Origin of the sequence: Xanthomonas sp. LMC-A-07 (assembly GCF_030208825.1) — a bacterium.
In the GTDB taxonomy this organism is placed as follows: Bacteria; Pseudomonadota; Gammaproteobacteria; order Xanthomonadales; family Xanthomonadaceae; genus Xanthomonas; species Xanthomonas campestris.
In genome coordinates this window covers 37741-62953 of record NZ_JARVTF010000011.1, presented here as the reverse complement: position 1 = coordinate 62953, position 25213 = coordinate 37741, and the positions used below count along the sequence as shown (strand labels likewise).

Below are 25213 nucleotides of genomic sequence, written 5' to 3'. Positions count from 1 at the left end.
ACGGATTTCGAAATGCTGATGTTGATCCTCAATGTGGTCTACGTGCTGGTCGCGCTGGCGATGATTGCGCTGATCCTGATGCAGCGTGGCGCCGGTGCAGCGGCGGGCTCGGGCTTTGGCGCGGGCGCGTCGGGCACGGTGTTCGGCTCGCAGGGTGCGTCGAACTTCCTGTCCAAGTCGACCAAGTGGCTGGCGGTGGTGTTCTTCAGCATCAGCCTGTTCATGGCCTGGTACGCCACCCATGGCGCCCGTCCCACCGACCAGAACCTGGGCGTAATGTCGCAGTCGGCCACGCCGGCTCCGGCCGCTGCGGGTGAGTTGCCGCAGGCGCCTGCCGCTGGCGCAGTGCCCACCGCTCCCTCGCAGCCGTTGCCTGCTGCGGCCGAGCCAGCCACTGCACCTGCCGCAACACCTGTGCAGTCCGCACCGACGCAGCTGGCGCCTGCCGCACGCGAAGAAAAGACGCCGGAACCAGCACAAAAAGACTGAAGGCGGTTACAATACGCTGCGCACTGGGATGCCCAGCGGCGCAACGTATGCCCAGGTGGCGGAATTGGTAGACGCACTACCTTGAGGTGGTAGCGACTTAGGTCGTAGGGGTTCGAGTCCCCTCTTGGGCACCATTGTTTGGCTGCAGTTCCTGCGCATCGCGGCAATGCCGGCGCGGGGTCTGCCTATACCCCATGCCGGCACGCGGCGCGTGCGGGCAGAGGCAAGAGAGAATCGCTGTGCTGGCCGAATATTTGCCGAGTCTGCTGTTTCTGGTTGTCGCCACTGGCATCGGCATCGTGCTGATGTTGATTGGTCGGTTCCTCGCTCCGCGCAGCCCGGACGCGCGCAAGCTTTCGCCATACGAGTGTGGCTTCGAGGCATTCGAAGACGCGCGCATGAAGTTCGATGTGCGCTACTACCTCATCGCGATCCAGTTCATCGTGTTCGATCTGGAAATCATCTTCATCGTGCCGTGGACACAGGTGTTCATGGAGATCGGCGCACGCTCGCTGGTCACCATGGGCCTGTTCGTCGGCATGTTGTTCCTCGGTTTTATCTACGTGTGGAAGAAGGGAGCGCTGGAATGGGAGTGATTCAGACCCTGGATCGTCTGATGACCAACCCGATGCCGGAAGGCCGGGTCGAAGACATCCTGCGCCCGGAAGGCGAAAACCCGTTGCTCGAAAAGGGCTACGTGACCACCAGCGTCGATGCACTGTTGAACTGGGCGCGTACCGGTTCGATGTGGCCGATGACCTTTGGTCTGGCCTGCTGTGCAGTCGAGATGATGCACGCCGGTGCGGCGCGCCTGGACCTGGACCGCTACGGCGTGGTGTTCCGCCCGTCGCCGCGCCAGTCCGACGTGATGATCGTCGCCGGCACCCTGGTCAACAAGATGGCGCCGGCATTGCGCAAGGTCTACGACCAGATGCCCGACCCGAAGTGGGTCATCTCGATGGGCAGCTGCGCCAACGGCGGCGGCTACTATCACTATTCGTATTCGGTGGTCCGCGGTTGCGATCGCATCGTGCCGGTGGACATCTATGTCCCGGGCTGCCCGCCGACCGCCGAGGCGCTGGTCTACGGCATCTTGCAGCTGCAGAAGAAAATCTGGCGCACCCAGACCATCGCACGCTGACACCCGTCTTCTCCTACCGAGAGCAGCCAAGCCCCCATGGCAGAGCAAGCATCTTCCTTCACTGACCGACTAGCGGCGCGTTTCGCCGGTGCGCAGATCTCCGTGGTCCAGCCGCGCGGCGAAGTGACGCTGGAAGTCGCTGCGGCACAGTGGCACGCCACCTGTCTTGCCTTGCGCGACGAGCTCGGTTTCGAGCAGCTCAGCGACCTGTGCGGCGTCGATTACCTGGGCTACGGCAGCGACGAGTGGGACACCGCCGACGTGTCGTCCCAGGGTTTCAGCCGTGGTGTCGAGGGCAAGGCGCTGGGTCGCTTTGCCTGGGGTGAATTCCCCAGCCAGGAAAGCTCCAACGGTGCCCAGCCGCAGCAGCTGCCGACGCAGCGCTTCGCGGTGGTGGCCCAGCTGATTTCCTACCAGCACAACCAGCGTCTGCGCGTGCGGTGCTATGCACCCGACGAGCAGGTACCGGTGGTGGCGTCGTTGACCGACATCTGGCCGGGTGTGAACTGGTTCGAGCGCGAGGCGTTCGACCTGTTCGGCATCGTGTTCGATGGCCATCCGGACCTGCGCCGCATCCTGACCGACTACGGATTTGTCGGCCATCCGTTCCGCAAGGACTTCCCGCTGATCGGCAACGTCGAAGTGCGTTACGACGACGAGCGCAAGCGCGTGGTGTACGAGCCGGTGACCTCGGTGGAGCCGCGCGTTGGCGTGCCACGTGTGATCCGCGACGACGCGCGTTATGAGACTGCCGCTGGTGAAGTGGGCAAGTCGGAGACTGCCAAGTGAGTGAGTACCGCCAGGCAACCGATGCCTTCGCGAGCAATCCTGTGGAAAGCAAGCAGGAAATCCGCAATTACACGATGAACTTCGGCCCGCAGCATCCTGCGGCGCACGGCGTGTTGCGCCTGATCCTGGAAATGGATGGCGAAACCGTGGTGCGTGCCGACCCGCATATCGGCCTGCTGCACCGTGGCACCGAGAAGCTGGCCGAGTCCAAGCCGTTCAACCAGTCGGTTCCGTACATGGACCGACTGGATTACGTGTCGATGATGTGCAACGAGCACGCCTACGTGCGCGCGATCGAATCCCTGATGGGGATCGAAGCGCCGGAGCGCGCGCAGTACATCCGCACGATGTTCGACGAGATCACCCGCATCAAGAACCACCTGATGTGGGTGGGTTCCAATGCGCTCGACCTCGGCGCGATGGCGGTGATGCTGTACGCCTTCCGCGAGCGCGAAGAATTGATGGACGTCTACGAGGCAGTCAGTGGCGCGCGCATGCACGCCGCCTATTACCGTCCGGGCGGCGTCTACCGCGATCTGCCTGATCGCATGCCCAAGTACAAGGAGTCGCGTTGGCACAAGGGCGGGGCGCTGACCAAGCTCAACGCCGCGCGCGAAGGCTCGATGTTGGACTTCCTTGAGAACTTCACCGACACGTTCCCGTCCCGCGTGGACGAATACGAAACATTGCTGACCGAGAATCGCATCTGGAAGCAGCGCACCGTGGACGTTGGCATCATCAGCCCGGATCTGGCGCGCGCCTGGGGCATGACCGGTCCGATGCTGCGTGGTTCGGGCATCGAATGGGATCTGCGCAAGAAGCAGCCGTACGCCAAGTACGACGCGGTGGACTTCGACGTGCCGGTCGGCACCAACGGCGACTGCTACGACCGTTACCTGGTGCGCGTGGCCGAGATGCGAGAGTCCAACCGCATCATCAAGCAGTGCGTGAAGTGGCTGAAGGCCAATCCAGGCCCGGTCATGGTCACCAATTTCAAGGTCGCTCCGCCAAGCCGCGAAGGCATGAAGGACGACATGGAAGCGCTGATCCATCACTTCAAGCTGTTCAGCGAAGGCTACTGCGTGCCCGCTGGCGAGACCTATTGCGCCGTTGAAGCGCCCAAGGGCGAGTTCGGCTGCTACCTGATGTCCGATGGCGCCAACAAGCCGTTCCGCGTGCACCTGCGCGCGCCGGGCTTTGCGCATCTGTCCTCGATGGACGCGGTGGTGCGCGGATATTTGCTGGCCGACGTCGTGGCGATGATCGGTACTTACGATTTGGTTTTCGGTGAGGTTGACCGATGAAGGCGACGGGTAATTTCGAAGCGGCGCGCGACGTCGATCCACAGGTAGTGCTGAGCGACAAGACGCGCGCGCACATCGATCATTGGCTGAGCAAGTTCCCGCCCGATCGCAAGCGTTCGGCCGTGTTGCAGGGTCTGCATGCTGCGCAGGAACAGAACCAGGGCTGGTTGACCGACGAGCTAATCGTGGGCGTGGCCAAGTATCTGGAGCTGCCGCCGGTGTGGGCCTACGAAGTGGCCAGCTTCTACTCGATGTTCGAGACTGAGAAGGTCGGCCGCCATAACGTGGCGTTCTGCACCAATATCAGCTGCTGGCTCAACGGCGCTGAAGATCTGCTGGCGCATGCGGAAAAGAAGCTGGGCTGCAAGTTGGGTCAGTCGACCGCCGATGGGCGCGTCTACCTCAAGCGCGAAGAAGAATGCCTGGCGGCCTGCTCTGCAGCGCCGATGATGGTCATCAACGGCCATTACCACGAGCACCTGACGAAAGAAAAGGTCGACGCGCTGCTGGACGGGCTGGAGTAAGGCATGGCACATCATCACGCACCCTCAGGCCCGGTCGGTCCGGCGCCGCTGCCGCATCAGGTCGTCTACACGACCCTGCACTACGACACCCCGTGGTCGTACGAAAGCTATCTGAAGACCGGTGGCTACGCCGCGCTGCGCAAGATCCTCGAAGAGAAGATCCCGCCCGCCGACGTCATCGAAATGGTGAAGGCATCCAACCTCCGCGGTCGCGGTGGCGCGGGCTTCCCGACCGGCCTGAAGTGGTCCTTCATGCCCAAGGGCACCATGCAGAAGTACATCCTGTGCAACTCGGACGAATCCGAGCCGGGAACCTGCAAGGACCGCGACATCCTGCGTTACAACCCGCATTCGGTGGTGGAGGGCATGGCAATCGCCTGCTACGCCACCGGCTCGACCGTGGGCTACAACTATCTGCGTGGTGAGTTCCACCACGAGCCGTTCGAAAATTTCGAGCTGGCACTGGCCGATGCCTATGCCAACGGCTGGCTGGGCAAGGACATTCTCGGCAGCGGCGTGGATATCGATATCTACGGTGCGCTGGGCGCTGGCGCGTACATCTGCGGCGAAGAAACCGCGCTGATGGAATCGCTGGAAGGCAAGAAGGGCCAGCCGCGCTACAAGCCGCCGTTCCCGGCGAACTTCGGCCTGTACGGCAAGCCCACCACCATCAACAACACCGAGACCTACGCGTCGGTGCCGGCGATCATTCGCAACGGCCCGGAGTGGTTCCTCGGGTTGAGCAAGACCAAGAACGGCGGCCCAAAGATCTTCTCGGTGTCTGGCTGCGTGCAGAAGGGCGGCAATTTCGAAGTGCCGCTCGGCACCACCTTCGACGAACTGCTGGAAATGGCCGGTGGCCTGCGTCCGGGCCGCAAGCTCAAGGGCGTGGTGCCTGGCGGCGTATCGATGCCGGTGCTGAAGGCCGACCAGGTCGCTGGCCTGCAGATGGATTACGACACCCTGCGCGCGCTCGGCACCGGTCTGGGATCGGGCGCGATCGTGGTGCTGGATGACAGCGTGTGCTGCGTGCGGTTTGCCTGCCGCATCTCGCAGTTCTTCCACAAGGAATCCTGCGGCCAGTGCACCCCGTGCCGCGAAGGCACCGGCTGGATGCATCGTGTGCTGGAGCGCATCGTCGCCGGCAAGGCCACGATGGAAGACCTGCACCAGCTGCGCACCGTGGCCGGCCAGATCGAAGGGCACACCATCTGCGCGTTCGGTGAAGCGGCGGCATGGCCGATTCAAGGCTTCCTGCGCCAGTTCTGGGACGAGTTCGAGTACTACATCGTCAACGGTCGTTCGATCGTTGACACGCATGTCGGAGTGGCCGCATGAGCGCCCAACCAGTGAACCCGAACGTGCCACCGGACCATGTCACCGTCGAGATCGACGGGCAGTCGCTGGTGGTGCCGAAGGGCTCGATGATCATCCAGGCCGCCGACAAGGCTGGCATCCCGATCCCGCGCTTCTGTTACCACGAGAAGCTGCCGATCGCGGCCAACTGCCGCATGTGCCTGGTCGACGTTGAAAAGTCGCCCAAGCCGTCGCCTGCCTGTGCCACGCCAGTGATGGACGGCATGAAGGTCACCACTCGCAGCGAAAAAGCGCTGAAGTACCAGCGCAGCGTGATGGAATTCCTGCTGATCAATCACCCGCTGGACTGCCCGATCTGCGATCAGGGCGGCGAGTGCGAATTGCAGGACGTCTCGCTTGGCTACGGCCGTTCGGTGAGCCGCTTCAACGAGCGCAAGCGGGTGGTGCCGGACGAAGACATCGGCCCGCTGGTGGCGACCGAGATGACCCGCTGCATCCAGTGCACGCGCTGCGTGCGCTTCACCGCCGATATCGCCGGAACCTACGAGCTGGGTGGCATGTATCGCGGTGAGAACCTGCAGATCGGCACCTACGACGGCAAGCCGCTGACCACTGAAATCTCCGGCAACGTCATCGACGTTTGCCCGGTGGGCGCGCTGACCAACAAGGTGTTCCAGTTCCGTGCGCGTCCGTGGGAACTGATGGCACGTGAATCGCTCGGGTACCACGATGCGATGGGCTCCAACCTGTTCCTGCACGTGCGTCGCGGCGAAGTGCTGCGCACCGTGCCGCGCGAGAACGAAGCCGTCAACGAGTGCTGGCTGTCCGATCGCGATCGTTATTCGCATCAGGGCCTGTACGCCGAAGACCGTGCGGTGAAGCCGCTGAAGAAGGTCAATGGTGAATGGACCGAAGTGAGCTGGGCCGAAGGCCTGGCCGCTGCGACGCAGATCCTGCGCGACAACGCCGGTGATCAGCTCGGCGTGCTGGTGCACCCGGCCACCTCGAACGAAGAAGGCGCCTTGCTGGCGCGTCTGGCCGAGGGCCTGGGCAGCGGCAACCTGGATCACCGCCTGCTCAACCGCGATTTCTCCGACGCCGCTGTTGCCGAAGCCTTTGCCACGCCGCTGGCCGAGATCGAACAGGCTGATGTCGTGGTGCTGTTCGGCACCAACGTGCGCCATGAGCTGCCGCTACTGCATGCCCGCCTGCGCAAGGCGAGCATCCAAAACCGCACCCAGATCCATTCGGTCAACCCGGTCGATTTCGATTTCGCCTTCACCCAGGCCAGCCGTACCGTGGTCTCGCCATCGCAGCTGGCTGGCGCGCTGGACGATGCCACATTGCGTGATGCGGTCAAGGGCGCAAGCCGCGCCGTGATCGTGGTCGGCGCACTGGCAGAAAATCATCCGCAGGCGGCCACGCTGCGTGCAGCGGCACGTGCCTTTGCTTCGGCAACCGGTGCGTCGCTGTGCCGGATCCCGCAGGGCGCCAACGCGCTCGGCCTGGTCTCGCAGGGCGTGTTGCCAACTGCACGGACAGTCGCCGGCATGTTTGCCGAGCCGCGTCAGGCGTATGTGGTGTACGGCATCGAACCCGGTCTGGATTTTGCCGATGCGGCCGCTGCGCGCAGCGCGCTGGCCGGCGCAAAAGTCGTGGCTTTCAGCCAGTTCGCCTGTGCATCCACACGCGACGTGGCCGATGTGATTTTGCCGATCGGCGCACTGCCGGAAATCGATGCGTCGCTGACCAATCTCGATGGCCGCGTGCAGACCGCACGTGCTGCGGGTCGGTTGCCGGTCGAGGCGCGTGAGGGCTGGCGCGTGCTGCGCGCACTGGGTGGTGAGCTGGGTCTGGCTGGGTTCGAGTTCATCGACCTGGTCGGTCTGCGCGCCGGCATGCAGCAGCGCAGCGTGACTGCAGCGACGTCCGCGCAGCCGGCTGCTGCGAGCGAAGGTCTGGAAGTTGCCGCAACCGCTGCGATCTACCGCACCGATGCGGTGGTACGCCGCGCCGCCGCACTGCAGTCGCACCCGCTCAACATCGCCCCGTGTGTGGCGATGCATCCGGAGCAGGCCGCGCAGCTGCAGGTCGCTGCCGGGCAAGTGGTCAAGGTCGGCACCGACGCGGGCAGGGCAACCTTGCCGGTGGTGCTGGACAAGCGCGTCGCACCGGGCACGGTGTGGATCGAATCCGGCCATGGCGCAACCGCGCCGTTGGGTGCCGGTCGGGTAACGGTGGTGGCTGCATGAACGAGTTGCTGTTGAACGTGGTCGACCCCCTGCACCAGTGGTTCCTCGGACTGGGCGATGGCGGCGTGTTGCTGTGGACCGTGCTGAAGATCCTGCTGATCGCCGTGCCGGTGATCGTGACGGTGGCCTTCTACGTGGTCTGGGAGCGCAAGCTGATCGGCTGGATGCATGTGCGCCACGGGCCAATGTACGTGGGCATGGGCATCTTCCAGGCCTTCGCCGACGTCTTCAAATTGCTGTTCAAGGAAATCCTGCAGCCCAGCAGCTCGCACAAGGCGATGTTCATCATCGCGCCATTGCTCACCCTGGCGCCGGCGTTTGCGGCCTGGTCGGTGGTGCCGTTCGATGCGAAGTTGGTGTTGTCCAATGCCAACGTGGGTCTGCTGTACCTGCTGGCGATGACCTCGCTGGGCGTCTACGGCATCATCCTGGCCGGCTGGGCGTCCAACTCCAAGTACGCGTTCCTGGGTGCGATGCGCTCAGCCGCGCAGGTGGTCAGCTACGAAATTGCGATGGGCTTTGCACTGGTCGGCGTGATGATCGCCTCGGGCAGCGTCAACCTCAGCCAGATCGTGTTTGCGCAGGCGGGTAGCTCCGGCTTCTTCGACTGGTTCCTGATTCCGCTGTTCCCGTTGTTCATCGTGTACTGGGTCTCCGGCGTCGCCGAAACCAACCGCGCGCCGTTCGACGTGGTGGAAGGCGAATCTGAAATCGTCGCCGGCCACATGGTGGAGTACTCGGGCGGCGCGTTCGCGCTGTTCTTCCTGGCCGAATACGCCAACATGATCCTGGTCAGCTTCCTGATCTCGATCTTCTTCCTCGGTGGCTGGCTGAGCCCGATCCAGGGCTGGGTCACGGCGGATATCTCGCCGTGGGTGAATTGGCTGTGGACCGGTGGCTGGCCGTGGCTGCTGATGAAGGTGTTCTTCTTTGCGAGTGCCTACATCTGGTTCCGCGCAAGCTTCCCGCGTTACCGCTACGACCAGATCATGCGTCTGGGCTGGAAGGTGTTCATTCCGCTCACGATCGTGTGGATCGCGGTGACGGCATTGATGGTGTTCTACGGCGTGATCCAGAAGGGCGTGTAATTGATGAACAAGATCACCCATTACTTCAAGAGCCTGCTGCTGCTCGAACTGCTCGGAGGGCTGTGGCTGACGTTGAAATACACGTTCAAGCCCAAGTACACCGTGCTGTATCCGATGGAGAAGTTCCCGCAGTCGCCGCGCTTCCGTGGTTTGCACGCGCTGCGTCGCTACCCCAATGGCGAAGAGCGCTGCATTGCCTGCAAGCTGTGCGAAGCGGTCTGCCCGGCACTGGCGATCACCATCGACTCGGCCAAGCGCGAGGACGGCACCCGTCGCACCACTCGCTACGACATCGACCTGTTCAAGTGCATCTTCTGCGGTTTCTGCGAAGAAAGCTGCCCGGTGGATTCGATCGTCGAAACGCACATCCTCGAGTACCACTTCGAGAAGCGTGGCGAGAATATTGTCAACAAGCCGCAGCTGCTGGCGATCGGAGACCGGCTTGAAGCCGAGATCGCCGAGCGTCGCGCTGCCGATGCCGCCTTCCGTTGAGGTCATGATGGACTGGGTCACTATTGCTTTCTACGCCTTCTCCGCCGTCGCGGTCGTCTCCGCCGGTGCGGTGATCAGCGTGCGCAACCCGGTGTACGCCGTGTTGTGCCTGATCCTCACCTTCTTCTCGATGGCCTGCATCTGGCTGCTGGTGGGCGCCGAGTTCCTGGGCGTAACCCTGGTGCTGGTCTACGTCGGCGCGGTGATGGTGCTGTTCCTGTTCGTGGTGATGATGCTGGACATCGACACCAGCCGATTGCGCGAAGGCTGGGTCAAGTACATGCCGGTCGGCGTCATCGTGGCGGTCGCCATGCTGGCCCAGATGGTCACGCTGATCGGGGTCAAGGGACGCCTGGCCACTCCGTTCCCGGTCGACAACGCTGCCGCGCAGGCCGCCGATACGTCCAACCTGACCTGGCTGGCAAAGAGCCTGTACACCGAGTTCCTGCTGCCGTTCGAGTTCGCCGCGGTGATCCTGACCGTTGCCGTGGTGGCGGCGGTGATGCTGACCTTGCGCAAGCGCACCGGCATCAAGATGCAGAACGCAAGCGAGCAGTCGCGGGTGCGGTCCACCGACCGTCTGCGCATGGTCAAAATGGCGGTTGAAAAGCCGGTACAGGTTGCGCCGACCCTGGATGCGACCGACGGACAGGAGGCGAAGTCTTGATTACCTTGGGCCACCTGCTGGGCTTGGGCGCGGTGCTGTTCTGCATCTCGTTGGCCGGCATCTTCCTCAATCGCAAGAACGTCATCGTGCTGTTGATGTCGATCGAGCTGATGCTGTTGTCGGTCAACGTCAACTTCATCGCTTTCTCGCGCGAGCTCGGCGATACCGCAGGTCAGTTGTTCGTGTTCTTCATCCTGACCGTTGCCGCCGCGGAGGCCGCCATCGGCCTTGCGATCCTGGTGACACTGTTCCGTACGCGCCGCACGATCAATGTGGCCGAAGTCGATACGTTGAAGGGCTGACCTGTAGATGGAAATCACTCTCTCCAAGAGTCTGCTGATCGCAGTGGTGCTTGCACCGCTGGTCGGCAGCATCATCGCCGGCCTGTTCGGTCGCCAGGTAGGGCGCAAGGGCGCGCAGTACGTCACCATCCTCGGTGTGGCGGTCAGCTGCGTGTTGTCCTGCCTGACGCTGTACCAATTGGTGGAGCAGGGCGCCAGCCCGTTCAACCAGAATCTGTACACCTTCTTCGACGTCGGTAACTACTCGGCGCATGTCGGCTTCATGGTCGACCGCCTGACCGCGATGATGATGGTGGTGGTGACCTTCGTGTCACTGCTGGTGCACATCTACACCATCGGCTACATGGAAGAAGACCCGGGTTACCAGCGCTTCTTCAGCTACATCTCGTTGTTCACCTTCTCCATGCTGACGCTGGTGATGAGCAACAACTTCCTGCAGCTGTTCTTCGGCTGGGAAGCGGTGGGCCTGGTGTCCTACCTGTTGATCGGCTTCTGGTTCAAGCGCCCGACCGCAGTGTTCGCCAACATGAAGGCGTTCCTGGTCAACCGCGTGGGCGACTTCGGTTTCATCCTGGGCATTGCCGGGGTGCTGCTGTGGTTCGGCTCGCTCGACTACTCCACCGTGTTTGCCAACGCGACCACCATGGCTGGTGCCAAGGTGCAGCTGTTCGCCGGCCACGAGTGGAGCGTGATGACGCTGATCTGCATCTGTCTGTTCATTGGTGCGATGGGCAAGTCGGCGCAGGTGCCGCTGCATGTGTGGCTGCCGGACTCGATGGAAGGCCCGACCCCGATTTCGGCACTGATCCATGCCGCGACGATGGTGACCGCGGGCATCTTCATGGTGGCGCGCATGTCGCCGCTGTTCGAGCTGTCCGAAACCGCGCTGAACTTCATCCTGTTCATCGGTGCGACCACGGCCTTCTTCACCGGCCTGATCGGTATCGTGCAGAACGACATCAAGCGCGTGGTGGCGTATTCCACGCTGTCGCAGCTGGGCTACATGACCGTCGCGCTGGGCGTCTCTGCCTATTCGGCCGCCGTGTTCCACCTGATGACGCATGCCTTCTTCAAGGCGCTGCTGTTCCTTGCGGCCGGCTCGGTCATCATCGGCATGCACCACGAGCAGGACATGCGCAAGATGGGCGGGCTGCGCAAGTACATGAAGGTGACCTACTGGACCAGCGTGATCGGTACGCTGGCGCTGGTCGGTACGCCGTTCTTCTCGGGTTTCTACTCGAAGGACACCATCATCGAAGCGGCCGCGCACCACGCGCATGAGTCGCACAGCTGGATCGCCACCTACGGCTACTGGGCAGTGCTCGGCGGTGTGCTCGTCACCAGCTTCTACAGCTTCCGCCTGCTGTTCCTGACCTTCCACGGCAAGGAACGCTTCCGCGATGCGCATGCACATGACGTGCACGCCCATCACGACAGCGCCCATACCGATGCCGAGGCGCAGGTGCATGCGCACGACAGCCACGGTCATGATGCACACGATGCGCATGGGCACGACGATCATGGTCATGGCCACCATGGTGCCCACGAGCCGCATGAGTCCAAGTGGGTGGTCACGCTGCCGCTCATCTTGCTGGCGATTCCGTCGGTGGCGATCGGCTTCTTCACCATTGGCCCGATGCTGTTCGGTACCGACTGGCAAGGCCACCACGCGGCGCATGCGATGAAGGGGCAGGCCGTGTCGTTCTTCACCGGCATCGTCGACTTTTACGACCCTGCGCGCGACACCGTCGGCGCATTGGCCGAAGAGTTCCATGGTCCGGTGGCGTTCGCGCTGCACGGCATGATGGCGGCACCGTTCTTCCTGACGGTCGCCGGCCTGCTGCTGGCCGCGCTGTTCTATCTCTGGAAGCCAGAGCTGGCCACCAAGTCACGCAAGGCGTTTGCGCCGATCGTGTGGCTGCTGGAAAACAAGTACGGCTTTGACAAGCTGTGGATCAATGGCTTCGCCGGTGGTGGCGTTGTCCTTGGAAAGGCTTCCCGCGCAATCGACACCCACGTGGTGGATGGCGTGGCGGTCAATGGTTCTGCCCGACTGATCGACCTGGCTGCACATCTGCTGCGTCGCACGCAATCCGGTTTCCTCTATCACTACGCCTTCGCAATGATCATCGGTTTGATCGCCTTGTTGGCGGTACTGATGCATTTCTGGCGTTGACCTGTACGGAATAAGAAAACGTGTCGAACTGGCCTTTACTGTCTCTCCTGATCTGGCTGCCGATTATCGGTGGCGCCCTGATCCTCGCATTGCGCAACGCCGAGACCGCCCGCTGGGCGTCTCTTGCGGTGGCTGTGGCGACCTTCGTGCTGAGTCTGCCGCTGCTCGGGTATGACACGGCGAACGATGCCATGCAGTTCATCGAGCAACATGCCTGGATCCCGGCCTACAACATCGGCTACAACCTGGGCGTGGACGGCATTGCGGTCGCGTTGATCGTGTTGACCACGCTGGTGACCGTGCTTGCGTTGATCGGCGCCTGGCGCTCGATCGATAAACGCGTCAACCAGTACGTTGCGGCCTTCCTGATCCTGGAAGGCGTCACGGTCGGCATCTTCGCGGCCACCGACGCGATGCTGTTCTACGTGTTCTTCGAAGCCATGCTGATCCCGATGTTCCTGATCATCGGTGTCTGGGGCGGCCCGCGTCGCATCTACGCGGCCATGAAGTTCTTCCTGTACACCTTCCTCGGCTCGGTGCTGATGCTGGTGGGCCTGATCTACCTGTACCTGAAAGGCGGCAGCTTCCAGCTGGCCGACCTGTACGCGCTGCAGCTGACCGCCAAGGAACAGACCTGGATCTTCTTCGCATTCATGATCGCTTTCGCGGTCAAGGTGCCGATGTTCCCGGTGCACACCTGGCTGCCGGATGCGCACGTTGAGGCGCCGACCGCCGGCTCGGTGATCCTGGCGGCGATCGCGCTGAAGATCGGCGGCTACGGCTTCCTGCGCTTCAACCTGCCGATCCTGCCTGACGCCAGCAACCAGTGGGCCTGGCTGGTGATCGCGCTGTCGCTGATCGCGGTGATCTACGTCGGTCTGGTGGCGCTGGTGCAGGACGACATGAAGAAGCTGGTGGCGTATTCGTCCATCGCACACATGGGCTTCGTTACTCTCGGTACCTTCATCGCGTTCACCCTGGTGCGCGAGTACGGCAGCACCGATGCGGCCCGTCTTGGCCTGCAGGGCGCGATGGTGCAGATGATTTCGCACGGCTTCGTGTCCGGCGCGATGTTCTCCTGCATCGGCGTGTTGTATGACCGCATGCATACCCGCCGCATTGCCGATTACGGCGGTGTGGTGAACGTCATGCCGTGGTTTGCCACCTTTGCCATGTTGTTCTTCATGGCAAACGCTGGCCTGCCGGGCACGAGCGGTTTCGTTGGTGAATTCATGGTCATCCTGGCCAGCTTCCAGAAGCATCCGTTGGTGGCTTTTGCTGCGGCAACCACGCTGGTGATCACTGCGGCCTACACGCTGTGGCTCTACAAGCGCGTGTTCTTCGGCGAAGTGGCCAATGCGCATGTGGCGGAGCTGAAGGACATCAACGGTCGCGAGGCCTTCGTGTTGGGCGTGTTTGCTGCCGGTGTACTGGCGCTTGGCCTGTATCCGAAGCCGCTGACCGACCTGATGGAACCGTCGATCGCCAAGCTGGCGACCCAGATTGCAACGACCAAGCTCTAACCGCTTGCCGTCCGTATTGATTTTCAGGATTTGATGATGACCACGCCAACGCTCGCGCCGTTGACCACCGCTGACCTGGCTCCGCTCGCACCGGAGCTGGTGCTGATCGGCGGTGCCTTCGCACTGTTGATGATCGATCTGTTCGTGAGCCAGCGGCACAAGGTCTGGACCCACCTGTTCTCTGTCGCAGTCCTGGCCGTGGTGCTGGTGATGCTGGCAACCGGCATGGGCGGGCAGGGCGAAGCCTTCCACGGCATGTTCGTGCGCGACACCGCCGCCGATGTCCTGAAGACGGTGATCGTGCTGGTCAGTGGCCTGAGCCTGGTTTACGGCTGGAGCTACCTGCGCGAGCGCAATCTGTACCAGGGCGAGATTCCGGTGCTGGTGCTGTTTGCGACTGCCGGCATGATGCTGCTCACCTCGGCCGGCAGCCTGCTGATGGTCTACCTCGGCCTGGAGTTGCTGGCGCTGTGCTCGTATGCGCTGGTGGCGTCCAACCGGGACAACGGCCTGGCGACCGAAGCGGCGATGAAGTACTTCGTGCTGGGTTCGCTGGCCTCCGGTCTGCTGCTGTACGGCATGTCGCTGGTGTATGGCGCCACGGGGACGCTGAGCCTGGCTGGCATCCACGATGCAATCGAAGGCTCGGGCGAGCGCACGCTGTTGCTGACCGGCACGATCTTCATGATCGCCGGCGTGGCCTTCAAACTGGGTGCCGCGCCGTTCCACATGTGGCTGCCCGACGTATATCAGGGTGCGCCCGCGCCGATCGCGCTGTTCATCAGCTCCGCGCCCAAGCTGGCCGCCTTCGGCATGGCGTATCGCCTGCTCGAAATGGGCATGGGCCCGCTGTCGCCGCAGTGGCATCTGCTGATAGGTGGCCTGTCTGCGCTCTCGCTGGTGATCGGTAACCTGATGGCCATCGCGCAGAGCAACCTCAAGCGCATGCTGGCGTACTCAACTGTCTCGCATATCGGCTTCCTGCTGATGGGCGTGGCCGGTGGCGGCGAAGAGGGCTATGCCGCAGCGATGTTCTACGCGGTGAGCTACACCATCATGTCCACGGCGTCGTTCGGCGCGATCATTGCGCTGTCGCGCAGCGGCTTCGAAGCTGAGCACATCGACGACTTCAAGGGCCTGAACGCACGCAACCCGTGGATGGCTGGCCTGGTGCTCTGCATCATGGCGTCGCTGGCCGGTATTCCGCCGTTCCTCGGTTTCTGGACCAAGCTGGCAGTGCTCGGCGCGGCGGTGAAGGGCGACATGTTGTGGCTGGCGATGGTCGGCGTGCTGTGCGCGGTGATTGGTGCGTATTACTACCTGCGCGTCATCAAGGTCATGTACTTCGACGAACCGGTTGGCGAGCCGCTGCCGGCCAACAAGGATCGCGTGCTGGGGACGGTGCTGGGTGTCAACGCGCTCGCGTTGCTCGCACTGGGCCTGGCCTGGAACCCGATCATGGTGTGGTGCCAGCGCGCGTTTGCGGGCCTGGCCTGATCGCGTAGCTAGTGCCCGCTGTGTGCAGGCACGTGTCCTGACTAAACTGGCAGGGCACTGAAATAAAGTCGTGATCGCTGTTTCGTTTTTGTGTCATCGCGGTTATCATGAGCCGCGACGTTGAGAGCCTCCAAGGTCTTCAACAGATGAAAAACTAGGGCTTGCAATTTTCTCCCAAGTTCTTCATAATTCCGCTTCTGCTGCGGGGTGGAGCAGTCTGGCAGCTCGTCGGGCTCATAACCCGAAGGTCGCAGGTTCAAATCCTGCCCCCGCTACCAAGTTTTGATGTGTTGCCTTCGGGCAACTCATCAGCTTCTTGGATCGTAAGGACGCATGTTCCCGTCCTTGCGCCGGCCCTGAGAGGTCGGGCTTTTTTCACGCAAGGGGCCCATCGGGCCCCTTGTTTTTTCCGGAACCGGAAAGTTTGCTGCCGGTTGCCGGGGGTTCTACTGGCAATCATCTGATCAGGGCAGTCTGTGAGCGAAAAAGCGACCGAAATCGCCAATCTGCTGGGTCCAACGGTTGAGTCCTTGGGTCTGGAACTGCTGGGTGTCGAATATCTTCCGGCCCCGGGTGGCGCAACGTTGCGCCTGTATATCGATGTGCCGCTCGCCGAGCAGCCCGACCGCATCATCAACGTCGATGATTGCGAGCGCGTGAGCCGCGAAGTGTCTGCCCAGTTGGACGTCGAAGATCCGATCAGCGGCAACTACACGCTGGAAGTCTCATCGCCAGGTGTGGATCGTCCCTTGTTCACGCTGGATCAGTTCGCCCGCCATGTCGGCGAGTCCGCCAAGATCGTGTTGAAGCTGGCGCAGGATGGTCGGCGCCGCTTTCAGGGCCAGATCGTGCGCATCGACACTGAGGCTGCTGCAGTCGTGTTCTCGGTCGATGGCAAGGACGTGCAGATCGGCTTCGACAATATCGACAAGGCGCGCATCCTGCCGGACTGGGTCGCACTGGGCCTGGCGCCGCAGAAACCGAATAAGCCCGGCCCGAAAAAACCCGGGCACGACAAGAAGAAACCATCCAACGAGCCGGCGGCTGGCAAGCCGCGCGCGGAGTGACTAAATGAGCAAGGAACTTTTGCTGGTAGTGGATGCGGTCGCCAACGAAAAAGGCGTGCCGCGTGAGGTGATCTTCGACGCGATCGAGGCCGCTTTGGCTTCCGCGGCGAAGAAGCGCTATCCCGACCAGGACGTGCTGACGCGCGTGACCATCGACCACAAGGATGGCAATTACGAAACCTTCCGCCGTTGGGAAGTGGTGGCCGACGATGTGGTGATGGAGTCGCCCGACCGCCAGGTGCGCCTGATGGATGCCATCGAGGAAGCCGACGGCGTCGATGTGGGTGACTACGTCGAAGAGCAGATCGAAAACCCGGACTTCGGCCGTATCGCCGCGCAGGCCGCCAAGCAGGTCATCGTGCAGCGTGTGCGCGAAGCCGAGCGGCAGCAGGTCGTCGATGCGTGGAAGGATCGCGTGGGTGAGTTGATCACCGGCGTAGTCAAGCGTGCCGAGCGCGGCAATATCTTTGTGGACCTGGGCGGTAATGCCGAAGCCTTCATTCCGAAGGACAAGGGCATTCCGCGTGATGTGCTGCGCCCGGGCGACCGTGTGCGCGGTTATCTGGCCGAAGTGCGCTCCGAGCCGCGTGGCCCGCAGCTGTTCATCAGCCGCGCCGCACCGGAATTCATGATCGAGCTGTTCAAGCTGGAGGTGCCGGAAGTGGGCCAGGGCCTGGTCGAGATCAAGGCCTGCGCACGTGACCCGGGTGACCGCGCCAAGATCGCGGTGATTGCGCACGACACCCGCACCGATCCGATCGGTGCCTGCATCGGCATGCGCGGTTCGCGTGTGCAGGCGGTGTCCAACGAGCTCAATGGCGAGCGCGTGGATATCGTGTTGTGGAACGAGAACCCGGCCAACTTCGTGATCAACGCGATGGCGCCTGCCGAAGTGCAGTCGATCATCGTCGATGAAGACAAGCATTCGATGGACCTGGCTGTGGCAGAAGACCGCCTGGCACAGGCGATCGGCAAGGGCGGCCAGAACGTGCGTCTGGCCAGCCGCCTGACCGGTTGGCAGCTCAACGTGATGACTGCCGACCAGGTGGCCGCCAAGTCCGAGGCTGAACAGGCATCGGCGCGCCAGCTGTTCATGGATCGCCTGGAAGTGGACGAGGAAATCTCCGCGATCCTGGTGTCCGAAGGCTTCAACACGGTCGAAGAAATTGCCTACGTGCCGGTTGGCGAGCTGCTGGCGGTGGAGGGTTTCGACGAAGACATCGTCGAAGAACTGCGCGCCCGTGCCCGCGACGCGCTGCTCAATGCCGCGCTGGCCGAGGAAGAAGGACTGGAAGGGACTCAGCCCACCGAGGACCTGCTGGCGTTGGAGGGGATGGACGAGGAAACGGCCTTTGCTCTGGCCGAGCACGGCGTGCGTACCAGCGAGGACTTGTCCGACCTGGCAGCGGACGAGATCGTCGACTTCGGCATCGAGGGCATGACCCAGGAGCGCGCCGCGGCGCTGATCCTGGCGGCCCGCGCCGAGGAGATCGCCCGTTTGGAGCGCGGCGAATGAGCCGGCAATGAACCGCGCCCTGACCCCATCAGGGCTTAGAATCAGCGTTTCCCTTGCTCTGGGCGAGGGGGCGCCAACCAGATCATAGGATCCGAATGTCGCAGCAAACCACCATCCGCAAGCTTGCCGAACTGGTCAATACGCCGGTCGATAAACTGCTGGTTCAACTGGCCGAGGCCGGAATGAAGTTCAGCGGTCCCGACCAGGTCGTGACCAGCACCGAGAAGATGAAACTGCTTGGCTTCCTGCGTCGCACGCATGGCAAGGCCGACACGCCCGCCGAAGCGGCGAGCGAAGCAGCCAAGAAGATCACGCTCAATCGGCGCAAGCTGCAGGAAGTCACGGTCAACGCCGGCCGCACCAAGACCACGGTCAACGTGGAAGTGCGGCAGAAGCGGACGTACGTGAAGTCCGAGAACGAAGGCAGCGGCCGCGCCGCGCCGATGACGCCGGACGAAGAGCGCGCCGATATCCTGGCCAAGCTCGCCGCCTCGCGTCAGCGCAACCTGGACGAGCAGCAGCGTCTGGCCGAGAGCGATCGTGCCCGCGATGAAGCCATTCAGCGCAAGCGCGACGAAGAGCAGGCAGCAAAAGACCGTGTAGAAGCCGAGCGCAAGGCTGCCGAGGAAGCCGCTGCGGCTGCCAGTGCGCCGGCCCCGGTTGCTGCTGCACCTGCGCCGTCGTCGGCGCCTGCCGCGCGTGCGCCGTCTTCGCCGTCGTCGGCACCGCGTCCGGCCCGTCCGGCTGGCGCCTCGCCTGCCTCGCGTCCGGCGACGCCGGCCCGTCCGGACGATCGCAACAACGCCGCCAAGCACAAGACGCGCGGTTCGCACGTCATGGTCGCTGGCGTCGAAGACGACGATGCGACCAAGCGCTTTGCCGGTCAGCTGCATCTGTCTGCGGCCGATCGTGCGCGCCGTTCCAACGTGCGTGGCAAGCCGACCGGCCGTCCGGGTTCGTCGTCGTCGCGTCGCAACGATGGTGGTCGCGGTAGCAATCAGAGCAACAGTGGCCCGCACGGGTTCGAGCGTCCGACCGCACCGGTGGTGCGTGAAGTGGCGATCGGCGAGACCATCACCGTGGCCGATCTGGCGCAGAAGCTCGCGCTCAAGGGCGGCGACGTGGTCAAGGCGCTGTTCAAGATGGGCGTTATGGCGACGATCACCCAGAGCATCGATCACGACACCGCGGCGCTGGTGACCGAAGAACTCGGCCACAAGGCGGTACGTGCGGACAATGCCGACTTCGAAGATGCGCTGCTGGCGCATGCCGAAGACGCGCAGGGCGAAACCACCTCGCGTCCGCCGGTGGTCACCATCATGGGTCACGTCGATCACGGCAAGACCTCGCTGCTGGATTACATCCGTCGGACCAAGATCGCCTCTGGCGAAGCCGGCGGCATCACCCAGCACATCGGTGCGTACCACGTCGAAACCGGCCGTGGCGTCATCAGCTTCCTGGATACGCCCGGCCATGCCGCGTTTACCTCGATGCGTGCGCGCGGCGCCAAGATCACCGACATCGTGGTGCTGGTCGTTGCAGCCGATGATGGCGTGATGCCGCAGACCAAGGAAGCGGTGGCGCATGCCAAGGCGGCAGGCGTTCCGTTGATCGTGGCAGTCAACAAGATCGACAAGGCCGGCGCGGATCCGCTGCGGGTCAAGAACGAGTTGCTGGCTGAAAACGTGGTGGCCGAAGACTTCGGTGGCGATACCCAATTCATCGAAGTGTCGGCCAAGGTCGGTACCGGTGTGGACACGCTGCTGGATGCAATTTCGCTGCAGGCCGAAGTGCTGGAACTCAAGGCAGTGGCCGATGGCCGCGCCAGCGGTACCGTGATCGAATCGTCGTTGGACAAGGGCCGCGGCCCGGTCGCGACGGTGCTGGTGCAGCAGGGTGCGCTGAAGCGTGGCGACTACCTGGTGTGCGGCATTCAATACGGCCGCGTGCGTGCGTTGTTCGACGAAACCGGCCACCAGCCGGCCTCGGCGGGCCCGTCGATTCCGGTGCAGGTGCTCGGCTTGTCCGGCGTGCCGGAAGCCGGCGACGACTTCGTGGTCGTCGACGACGAGCGTCTGGCCAAGGACGTGGCGCAGCAGCGCGAAACCAAGCGCCGCGAATCACGTCTGGTCGCCTCGGCCACCAACCGCATGGAAGACATCCTGGCCCAGATGGGCAAGGGCGAAGGCCAGCAGGTGTTGAACCTGGTGATCAAGGCCGACGTGCAAGGTTCGGTGGAAGCGCTCAAGCAGTCGCTGGTGGCGTTGTCCAATGACGACATCCGCATCAACGTAATCCACTCCGGCGTGGGCGGCATCACCGAGTCCGATGCGAATTCGGCAGCGGCCTCCAAGGCCACGATCATCGGCTTCAACGTGCGTGCGGATGCATCGGCACGCAAGATCGTCGAGTCCAACGGTATCGATCTGCGGTACTTCTCGATCATCTATGACGTGATCGACCAGGTGAAGCAGGTGGCGTCCGGTCTGCTCGGCGTGGAAATCCGCGAAGAGATCATCGGTATCGCGCAGGTCCGCGATGTGTTCCGCAGCTCGAAGTTTGGTGCGGTTGCAGGCTGCATGATCATCGAAGGTGTGGTGAAGCGCAGCAAGCCGATCCGCGTGCTCCGCGACAGCGTCGTGGTGTTCGAAGGCGAGCTGGAATCGCTGCGTCGCTTCAAGGAAAACGTCGACGAAGTGCGCAACGGTACCGAGTGCGGTATCGGTGTGAAGGCCTACAACGACGTCAAGGCGGGCGACCAGATCGAGTGCTTCGAGCGCATCGAAGTGGCGCGTACGCTGTAACACCATCGCCGGGGCCGCGCGGCCCCGACGCTGCATGACGCGGGCGGCCTGGCCGCCCACGTCTTTTTTTGGCTCCGGTGCCGTTCGGCCCGATGCATCAACCAGGTCCATGACCATGCCAACCAAATCATTCCACCGTACCGACCGCGTTTCGGCGCAGGTACGCCGCGACCTCGGCACCATCGTGCACGCCGCGGTGCGCGATCACGGCTTGCCGTCGGTCAGCGTGTCCGATGTCGAAATCAGCCGCGATCTGGCGCACGCCAAGGTGTTCGTCACCGCGCTGCAGCAGGAGCGTTCCGCCGAGGCGGTGAAGGGGCTCAAGGAAATCGCCGGGCAGTTGCGCACGCAGCTGGCACGCGCGATGAAGTTGCGCCACGTGCCCGAGTTGCACTTCCACTACGACGATTCGGTGGACCGCGGCGAGCGCATCGATAACCTGTTGCGCGATCTGGACGATATCGGCCCCGAGGCCGCGTCCGATGCGCAGGATGCCGAGCCGCGCTGAGCGCCGGCAGCACACGGCCGCCGCTCCGCGCGGCCTTGACCATGCGGGCCGCATCGCGCCCGAGCGAGCGTTGATCCCGTGAGACCCCGCATCACCTTCCGTCCGCTGCACGGCATTTTGCTGCTCGACAAGCCGGCCGGACTCAGTTCGAACAACGCCCTGCAGGCCGCCCGCCGGTTGCTGCGTGCCGAGAAGGGCGGCCACACCGGCAGCCTGGATCCGCTGGCCACCGGCCTGCTGCCGTTGTGCTTTGGCGAGGCCACCAAGATTGCCGGCCTGTTGCTGGGTTCGGCCAAGGCCTACGACGCCGACATCGTGCTGGGCGTTACTACCGATACCGACGATGCCGATGGGCAGCCACTGCGTGAGCGCCCGGTACCTGCGCTCAGCGAGGCTGCGTTGCAGGTGGCGCTGGCGCCGTTCACCGGCCGCATCCAGCAGCAGGCGCCGATCTATTCGGCGCTCAAGCAGGGCGGCGAGCCGCTGTACGCCAAGGCGCGCCGTGGCGAGATCATCGAGGCGCCGGTGCGCGAGGTCGAGGTGCATGCCATCACGTTGACCAGCTATGCGTCGCCGCGGTTGCGGCTGCGCGTGAGCTGCGGCTCCGGCACCTATATCCGTAGCCTGGCGCGCGACCTTGGCGAGGTGCTGGGCTGTGGCGCGCACATCGCTGCGCTGCGCCGCGTGTGGGTGGAGCCGTTCCGCACGCCAGAGATGATCACCCTGGAAGCGCTCACCGCGCTGGTCGAGTCCGGCGCCGATGCGGCGCAGTTGCTGCTGCCGGTGGCCGCTGGGCTAAGCGATTTTGCGCAGATCACGCTCGACGCCACCTTGGTGGCGCGCTTTCGCATGGGGCAGCGGTTGCGCGATCCTGCCTTCCCGGAAGGGCAGGTTGCGGTGTTCGATGCGGACGGTAGCCCAGCCGGGCTGGGCCTTGTCGACGCCGACGGCCGACTGTCGCCGCAGCGCCTATTCAACGGTCTGAACGCCGCTGCAGCTTGTTAAGGTTTAGTCAACTTGTTCCCGGGGCCGCGCGACGTTACAATTTTGCGGCCCCGATCGGGGCACCCTCAGCGCCAAGCGCGCACATTCCTAGCAAACGGCGAGTCCGACGGTGCGTCATGCACGTTCCTGTCGACCACGCATCTATCGAGAACACATCATGTCCGTCGACACCCAGAAAGTTATTGAAGACAACAAGCGCAGCGCCCAGGACACCGGTTCGCCGGAAGTGCAGGTCGCTCTGCTGACCGCGCGCATTGAGCTGCTGACCGGTCACTTCAAGACCCACAAGAAGGATCACCACAGCCGTCGCGGTCTGCTGCAGATGGTCAACCGTCGCCGCAGCCTGCTCGACTACCTGAAGAAGAAGGACGGCGAGCGCTACAAGTCGCTGATCGAGAAGCTCGGCCTGCGCCGCTAATCGAGTCCTACCGCCGCGGCGCAGCGATGCGCCGCGGTTTCGTTTTGGTCGTTCGCAATTTGTAATCCGTAAAGCGTCACACGCGTCATGGGCCGGAGCCTCCCGGCCGCCCGTTCTCGGCATGGGTCGACGACGGTCCAACGAAGACAGTTACACCTAAGGAAAAAACCTCCGTGGCAAAAATCACCAAAACCTTCCAGTACGGCAAGCACACCGTCACCCTGGAGACGGGCGAAGTCGCTCGCCAGGCGAGCGGTGCCGTCATCGTCAAGATGGACGACACCGTACTGCTGGTCACCGCCGTCGCCGCCAAGACCGCGCGCGAAGGGCAGGACTTCTTCCCCCTGACGGTTGACTATCAGGAGAAGTTCTATGCCGGCGGCCGCATCCCGGGCGGCTTCTTCAAGCGCGAAGGACGTGCGACCGAGAAGGAAACGTTGATCTCGCGCCTGATCGATCGTCCGATCCGTCCGCTGTTCCCGGAGGACTACAAGAACGAAGTGCAGATCATCGCCACGGTGATGTCGATGAACCCGGACATCGACGGCGATATCGCCGCGCTGATCGGTGCGTCGGCTGCGCTGTCGTTGGCCGGTACCCCCTTCAACGGCCCGATCGGCGCCGCCAAGGTGGGCTACAAGAACGGCGAATATATTCTCAACCCGACCATCACCGAGCTGAAGGATTCGCAGCTTGAGCTGGTTGTGGCCGGTACGGCGAACGCCGTGCTGATGGTGGAGTCGGAAGCGGCGCTGCTGTCGGAAGAAGTGATGCTGGGCGCGGTCACCTTTGGTCATCGCGAGATGCAGAAGGTCATCAACATCATCAACGAACTGACCGTCGAAGCCGGCACCAAGCCCAGCACCTGGGTGGCCCCGGCCAAGAACACCGCGCTGATCAGCGCGTTGAAGGAAGCGGTTGGTACCCAGCTGGCGGGCGCCTTCCAGGTGCGCGACAAGCTGCAGCGTCGCGACGCCATTTCGGCGATCAAGAAGGACGTGCTCGAGTCGCTGGCAGGCCGCGTGGCTTCCGAAGGCTGGAGCTCGGCCGAGCTGTCGAAGGAATTCGGCGAGCTGGAATATCACACTATGCGTGACTCGGTGCTGGAGACCAAGGTGCGTATCGACGGCCGTGCACTGGACACCGTGCGCCCGATCTCGGTGCAGGCCGGCGTGCTGCCGCGGACCCATGGCTCGGCGCTGTTCACCCGCGGCGAGACGCAGGCGATCGTGGTCACCACGCTGGGCACCGCCCGCGATGGCCAGGTCATCGACGCGGTCGCTGGCGAGTACAAGGAAAACTTCCTGTTCCATTACAACTTCCCTCCGTATTCGGTGGGCGAGTGCGGCCGCTTTGGCGCGCCGAAGCGTCGCGAGATCGGCCACGGCCGTCTGGCCAAGCGCGGCGTGTTGGCCGTGATGCCGAGCCTGGAAGAATTCCCGTACACCATCCGCGTTGTCTCGGAAATCACCGAGTCCAACGGTTCCTCGTCGATGGCTTCGGTGTGCGGCTCCTCGCTCGCACTGATGGACGCCGGCGTGCCGGTCAAGGCGCCAGTGGCGGGTATCGCCATGGGCCTGGTGAAGGAAGACGACCGCTTCGTGGTGCTGTCCGACATCCTGGGTGACGAAGATCACCTGGGCGACATGGACTTCAAGGTGGCCGGTACTGCTGAAGGCGTGTCCGCGCTGCAGATGGACATCAAGATCGAAGGCATTACCGAAGAGATCATGAAGCAGGCACTGCAGCAGGCCAAGGCCGGCCGTCTGCACATCCTGGGCGAGATGTCCAAGGCGCTGACCACCCCGCGTCAGGAGCTGAGCGACTACGCGCCGCGTCTGCTGACCATCAAGATCCACCCGGACAAGATCCGCGAAGTGATCGGCAAGGGTGGCTCGACCATCCAGGCGATCACCAAGGAAACCGGTACGCAGATCGATATCCAGGACGACGGCACGATCATCATTGCTTCGGTCAACGCGATTGCCGCGCAAGCTGCGAAGTCGCGCATCGAGCAGATCACCTCGGACGTGGAGCCGGGCCGCATCTACGAAGGCAAGGTCGCCAAGATCATGGACTTCGGTGCGTTCGTGACCATCCTGCCGGGCAAGGACGGCCTGGTGCACGTGTCGCAGATTTCCAGCGAGCGCGTGGAGAAGGTCGGCGACAAGTTGAAGGAAGGCGATCTGGTCCGCGTCAAGGTGCTGGAAGTGGACAAGCAGGGCCGCATCCGTCTGTCGATCAAGGCAGTGGAAGAAGGCGAGGGCGTGCCTGCATCGGCTGAGTAATCGCCGCTGCATGTGCGTTAGAAAAAGCGGGCTTCGGCCCGCTTTT

General features: G+C 63.2%; 22 protein-coding genes and 2 tRNA genes. All 24 read left to right on the top strand.

What is annotated here, in order from left to right; translation table 11 throughout:
• The first annotated feature begins 12 nt into the window (after nt 1-12).
• The 24 genes from secG (at nt 13) to pnp (ending at nt 25167) form a co-directional block, all read left to right on the top strand.
• Nucleotides 13-489 carry a preprotein translocase subunit SecG gene (secG, locus tag QRM89_RS11730; protein WP_285448072.1) on the top strand — a complete coding sequence of 159 codons (477 nt, stop codon included), beginning with the start codon at nt 13-15 and terminating at the stop codon, nt 487-489.
• Nucleotides 490-538: 49 nt separating this feature from the next.
• Nucleotides 539-623, top strand: a tRNA-Leu gene (locus QRM89_RS11725).
• 105 nt (nt 624-728) lie between these two features.
• Nucleotides 729-1085 carry an NADH-quinone oxidoreductase subunit A gene (locus QRM89_RS11720; RefSeq protein WP_011037659.1) on the top strand — a complete coding sequence of 119 codons (357 nt, stop codon included), beginning with the start codon at nt 729-731 and terminating at the stop codon, nt 1083-1085.
• Complete coding sequence (locus QRM89_RS11715) at nt 1076-1630, top strand: NADH-quinone oxidoreductase subunit B (protein ID WP_016944318.1); 555 nt, start codon at nt 1076-1078, stop codon at nt 1628-1630. The genes QRM89_RS11720 and QRM89_RS11715 overlap by 10 nt, the downstream gene beginning before the upstream one ends.
• Nucleotides 1631-1666: 36 nt before the next feature.
• Entirely contained in the window at nt 1667-2419 is a 753-nt protein-coding gene (locus QRM89_RS11710) for an NADH-quinone oxidoreductase subunit C (protein WP_011037657.1), read from the top strand.
• The gene (locus tag QRM89_RS11705; RefSeq protein WP_011037656.1) at nt 2416-3723 is read left to right on the top strand and encodes an NADH-quinone oxidoreductase subunit D; all 1308 of its coding nucleotides are present in this window, start codon (nt 2416-2418) and stop codon (nt 3721-3723) included. Before QRM89_RS11710 ends, QRM89_RS11705 begins: the two co-directional genes overlap by 4 nt.
• Nucleotides 3720-4247 carry an NADH-quinone oxidoreductase subunit NuoE gene (gene nuoE / locus QRM89_RS11700; protein WP_011037655.1) on the top strand — a complete coding sequence of 176 codons (528 nt, stop codon included), beginning with the start codon at nt 3720-3722 and terminating at the stop codon, nt 4245-4247. The genes QRM89_RS11705 and nuoE overlap by 4 nt, the downstream gene beginning before the upstream one ends.
• A 3-nt stretch (nt 4248-4250) precedes the next feature.
• Nucleotides 4251-5585 (top strand): NADH-quinone oxidoreductase subunit NuoF, encoded by a 1335-nt coding sequence (gene nuoF / locus QRM89_RS11695; protein ID WP_115573203.1) that lies wholly within the window; start codon nt 4251-4253, stop codon nt 5583-5585.
• On the top strand, nt 5582-7816 hold the full coding sequence (gene nuoG, locus QRM89_RS11690) for an NADH-quinone oxidoreductase subunit NuoG (RefSeq protein WP_274347207.1): 2235 nt from the start codon (nt 5582-5584) through the stop codon (nt 7814-7816). Before nuoF ends, nuoG begins: the two co-directional genes overlap by 4 nt.
• Nucleotides 7813-8904, top strand: coding sequence for an NADH-quinone oxidoreductase subunit NuoH (nuoH, locus tag QRM89_RS11685; RefSeq protein WP_011037652.1), 1092 nt, complete (start codon nt 7813-7815; stop codon nt 8902-8904). The genes nuoG and nuoH overlap by 4 nt, the downstream gene beginning before the upstream one ends.
• A gap of 3 nt (nt 8905-8907) precedes the next feature.
• On the top strand, nt 8908-9396 hold the full coding sequence (gene nuoI / locus QRM89_RS11680) for an NADH-quinone oxidoreductase subunit NuoI (protein WP_014508211.1): 489 nt from the start codon (nt 8908-8910) through the stop codon (nt 9394-9396).
• Nucleotides 9397-9400: 4 nt separating this feature from the next.
• Nucleotides 9401-10063: an NADH-quinone oxidoreductase subunit J gene (locus QRM89_RS11675; protein WP_016944316.1), complete on the top strand. Its 663-nt coding sequence runs from the start codon at nt 9401-9403 to the stop codon at nt 10061-10063.
• On the top strand, nt 10060-10365 hold the full coding sequence (nuoK, locus tag QRM89_RS11670) for an NADH-quinone oxidoreductase subunit NuoK (protein WP_005914274.1): 306 nt from the start codon (nt 10060-10062) through the stop codon (nt 10363-10365). Before QRM89_RS11675 ends, nuoK begins: the two co-directional genes overlap by 4 nt.
• 7 nt (nt 10366-10372) lie before the next feature.
• Nucleotides 10373-12541: an NADH-quinone oxidoreductase subunit L gene (gene nuoL / locus QRM89_RS11665; RefSeq protein WP_115000911.1), complete on the top strand. Its 2169-nt coding sequence runs from the start codon at nt 10373-10375 to the stop codon at nt 12539-12541.
• A 20-nt stretch (nt 12542-12561) separates the two neighbouring features.
• Nucleotides 12562-14064, top strand: coding sequence for an NADH-quinone oxidoreductase subunit M (locus QRM89_RS11660; RefSeq protein ID WP_011037648.1), 1503 nt, complete (start codon nt 12562-12564; stop codon nt 14062-14064).
• Nucleotides 14065-14100: 36 nt separating this feature from the next.
• The gene (gene nuoN / locus QRM89_RS11655; RefSeq protein ID WP_285448071.1) at nt 14101-15561 is read left to right on the top strand and encodes an NADH-quinone oxidoreductase subunit NuoN; all 1461 of its coding nucleotides are present in this window, start codon (nt 14101-14103) and stop codon (nt 15559-15561) included.
• A gap of 201 nt (nt 15562-15762) precedes the next feature.
• Nucleotides 15763-15839, top strand: a tRNA-Met gene (locus QRM89_RS11650).
• A 198-nt stretch (nt 15840-16037) separates the two neighbouring features.
• Nucleotides 16038-16628 carry a ribosome maturation factor RimP gene (gene rimP / locus QRM89_RS11645; RefSeq protein ID WP_011037646.1) on the top strand — a complete coding sequence of 197 codons (591 nt, stop codon included), beginning with the start codon at nt 16038-16040 and terminating at the stop codon, nt 16626-16628.
• A gap of 4 nt (nt 16629-16632) precedes the next feature.
• Complete coding sequence (nusA, locus tag QRM89_RS11640) at nt 16633-18144, top strand: transcription termination factor NusA (protein WP_011037645.1); 1512 nt, start codon at nt 16633-16635, stop codon at nt 18142-18144.
• 95 nt (nt 18145-18239) lie between these two features.
• A complete protein-coding gene (gene infB / locus QRM89_RS11635; protein WP_019237528.1) occupies nt 18240-20948 on the top strand; it encodes a translation initiation factor IF-2 in 2709 nt (902 codons plus the stop codon).
• Between the two features lie 115 nt (nt 20949-21063).
• Entirely contained in the window at nt 21064-21456 is a 393-nt protein-coding gene (rbfA, locus tag QRM89_RS11630; RefSeq protein WP_042598608.1) for a 30S ribosome-binding factor RbfA, read from the top strand.
• A 78-nt stretch (nt 21457-21534) separates the two neighbouring features.
• The gene (truB, locus tag QRM89_RS11625; RefSeq protein ID WP_285448070.1) at nt 21535-22461 is read left to right on the top strand and encodes a tRNA pseudouridine(55) synthase TruB; all 927 of its coding nucleotides are present in this window, start codon (nt 21535-21537) and stop codon (nt 22459-22461) included.
• A gap of 157 nt (nt 22462-22618) precedes the next feature.
• A complete protein-coding gene (gene rpsO, locus QRM89_RS11620; protein WP_011037641.1) occupies nt 22619-22879 on the top strand; it encodes a 30S ribosomal protein S15 in 261 nt (86 codons plus the stop codon).
• A gap of 173 nt (nt 22880-23052) precedes the next feature.
• Complete coding sequence (pnp, locus tag QRM89_RS11615; RefSeq protein ID WP_011037640.1) at nt 23053-25167, top strand: polyribonucleotide nucleotidyltransferase; 2115 nt, start codon at nt 23053-23055, stop codon at nt 25165-25167.
• Nucleotides 25168-25213: the final 46 nt, after the last annotated feature.

Coding starts and splice junctions, on each gene's coding strand:
- nuoF (WP_115573203.1), top strand. CDS start 4,251: ATGGCACATCATCACGCACCCTCAGGCCCGGTCGGTCCGGCGCCGCTG.
- QRM89_RS11710 (WP_011037657.1), top strand. CDS start 1,667: ATGGCAGAGCAAGCATCTTCCTTCACTGACCGACTAGCGGCGCGTTTC.
- nuoH (WP_011037652.1), top strand. CDS start 7,813: ATGAACGAGTTGCTGTTGAACGTGGTCGACCCCCTGCACCAGTGGTTC.
- nuoL (WP_115000911.1), top strand. CDS start 10,373: ATGGAAATCACTCTCTCCAAGAGTCTGCTGATCGCAGTGGTGCTTGCA.
- rbfA (WP_042598608.1), top strand. CDS start 21,064: ATGCCAACCAAATCATTCCACCGTACCGACCGCGTTTCGGCGCAGGTA.
- QRM89_RS11675 (WP_016944316.1), top strand. CDS start 9,401: ATGATGGACTGGGTCACTATTGCTTTCTACGCCTTCTCCGCCGTCGCG.
- QRM89_RS11715 (WP_016944318.1), top strand. CDS start 1,076: ATGGGAGTGATTCAGACCCTGGATCGTCTGATGACCAACCCGATGCCG.
- nuoE (WP_011037655.1), top strand. CDS start 3,720: ATGAAGGCGACGGGTAATTTCGAAGCGGCGCGCGACGTCGATCCACAG.
- nusA (WP_011037645.1), top strand. CDS start 16,633: ATGAGCAAGGAACTTTTGCTGGTAGTGGATGCGGTCGCCAACGAAAAA.
- nuoG (WP_274347207.1), top strand. CDS start 5,582: ATGAGCGCCCAACCAGTGAACCCGAACGTGCCACCGGACCATGTCACC.
- infB (WP_019237528.1), top strand. CDS start 18,240: ATGTCGCAGCAAACCACCATCCGCAAGCTTGCCGAACTGGTCAATACG.
- rpsO (WP_011037641.1), top strand. CDS start 22,619: ATGTCCGTCGACACCCAGAAAGTTATTGAAGACAACAAGCGCAGCGCC.
- secG (WP_285448072.1), top strand. CDS start 13: ATGCTGATGTTGATCCTCAATGTGGTCTACGTGCTGGTCGCGCTGGCG.
- nuoI (WP_014508211.1), top strand. CDS start 8,908: ATGAACAAGATCACCCATTACTTCAAGAGCCTGCTGCTGCTCGAACTG.
- nuoN (WP_285448071.1), top strand. CDS start 14,101: ATGACCACGCCAACGCTCGCGCCGTTGACCACCGCTGACCTGGCTCCG.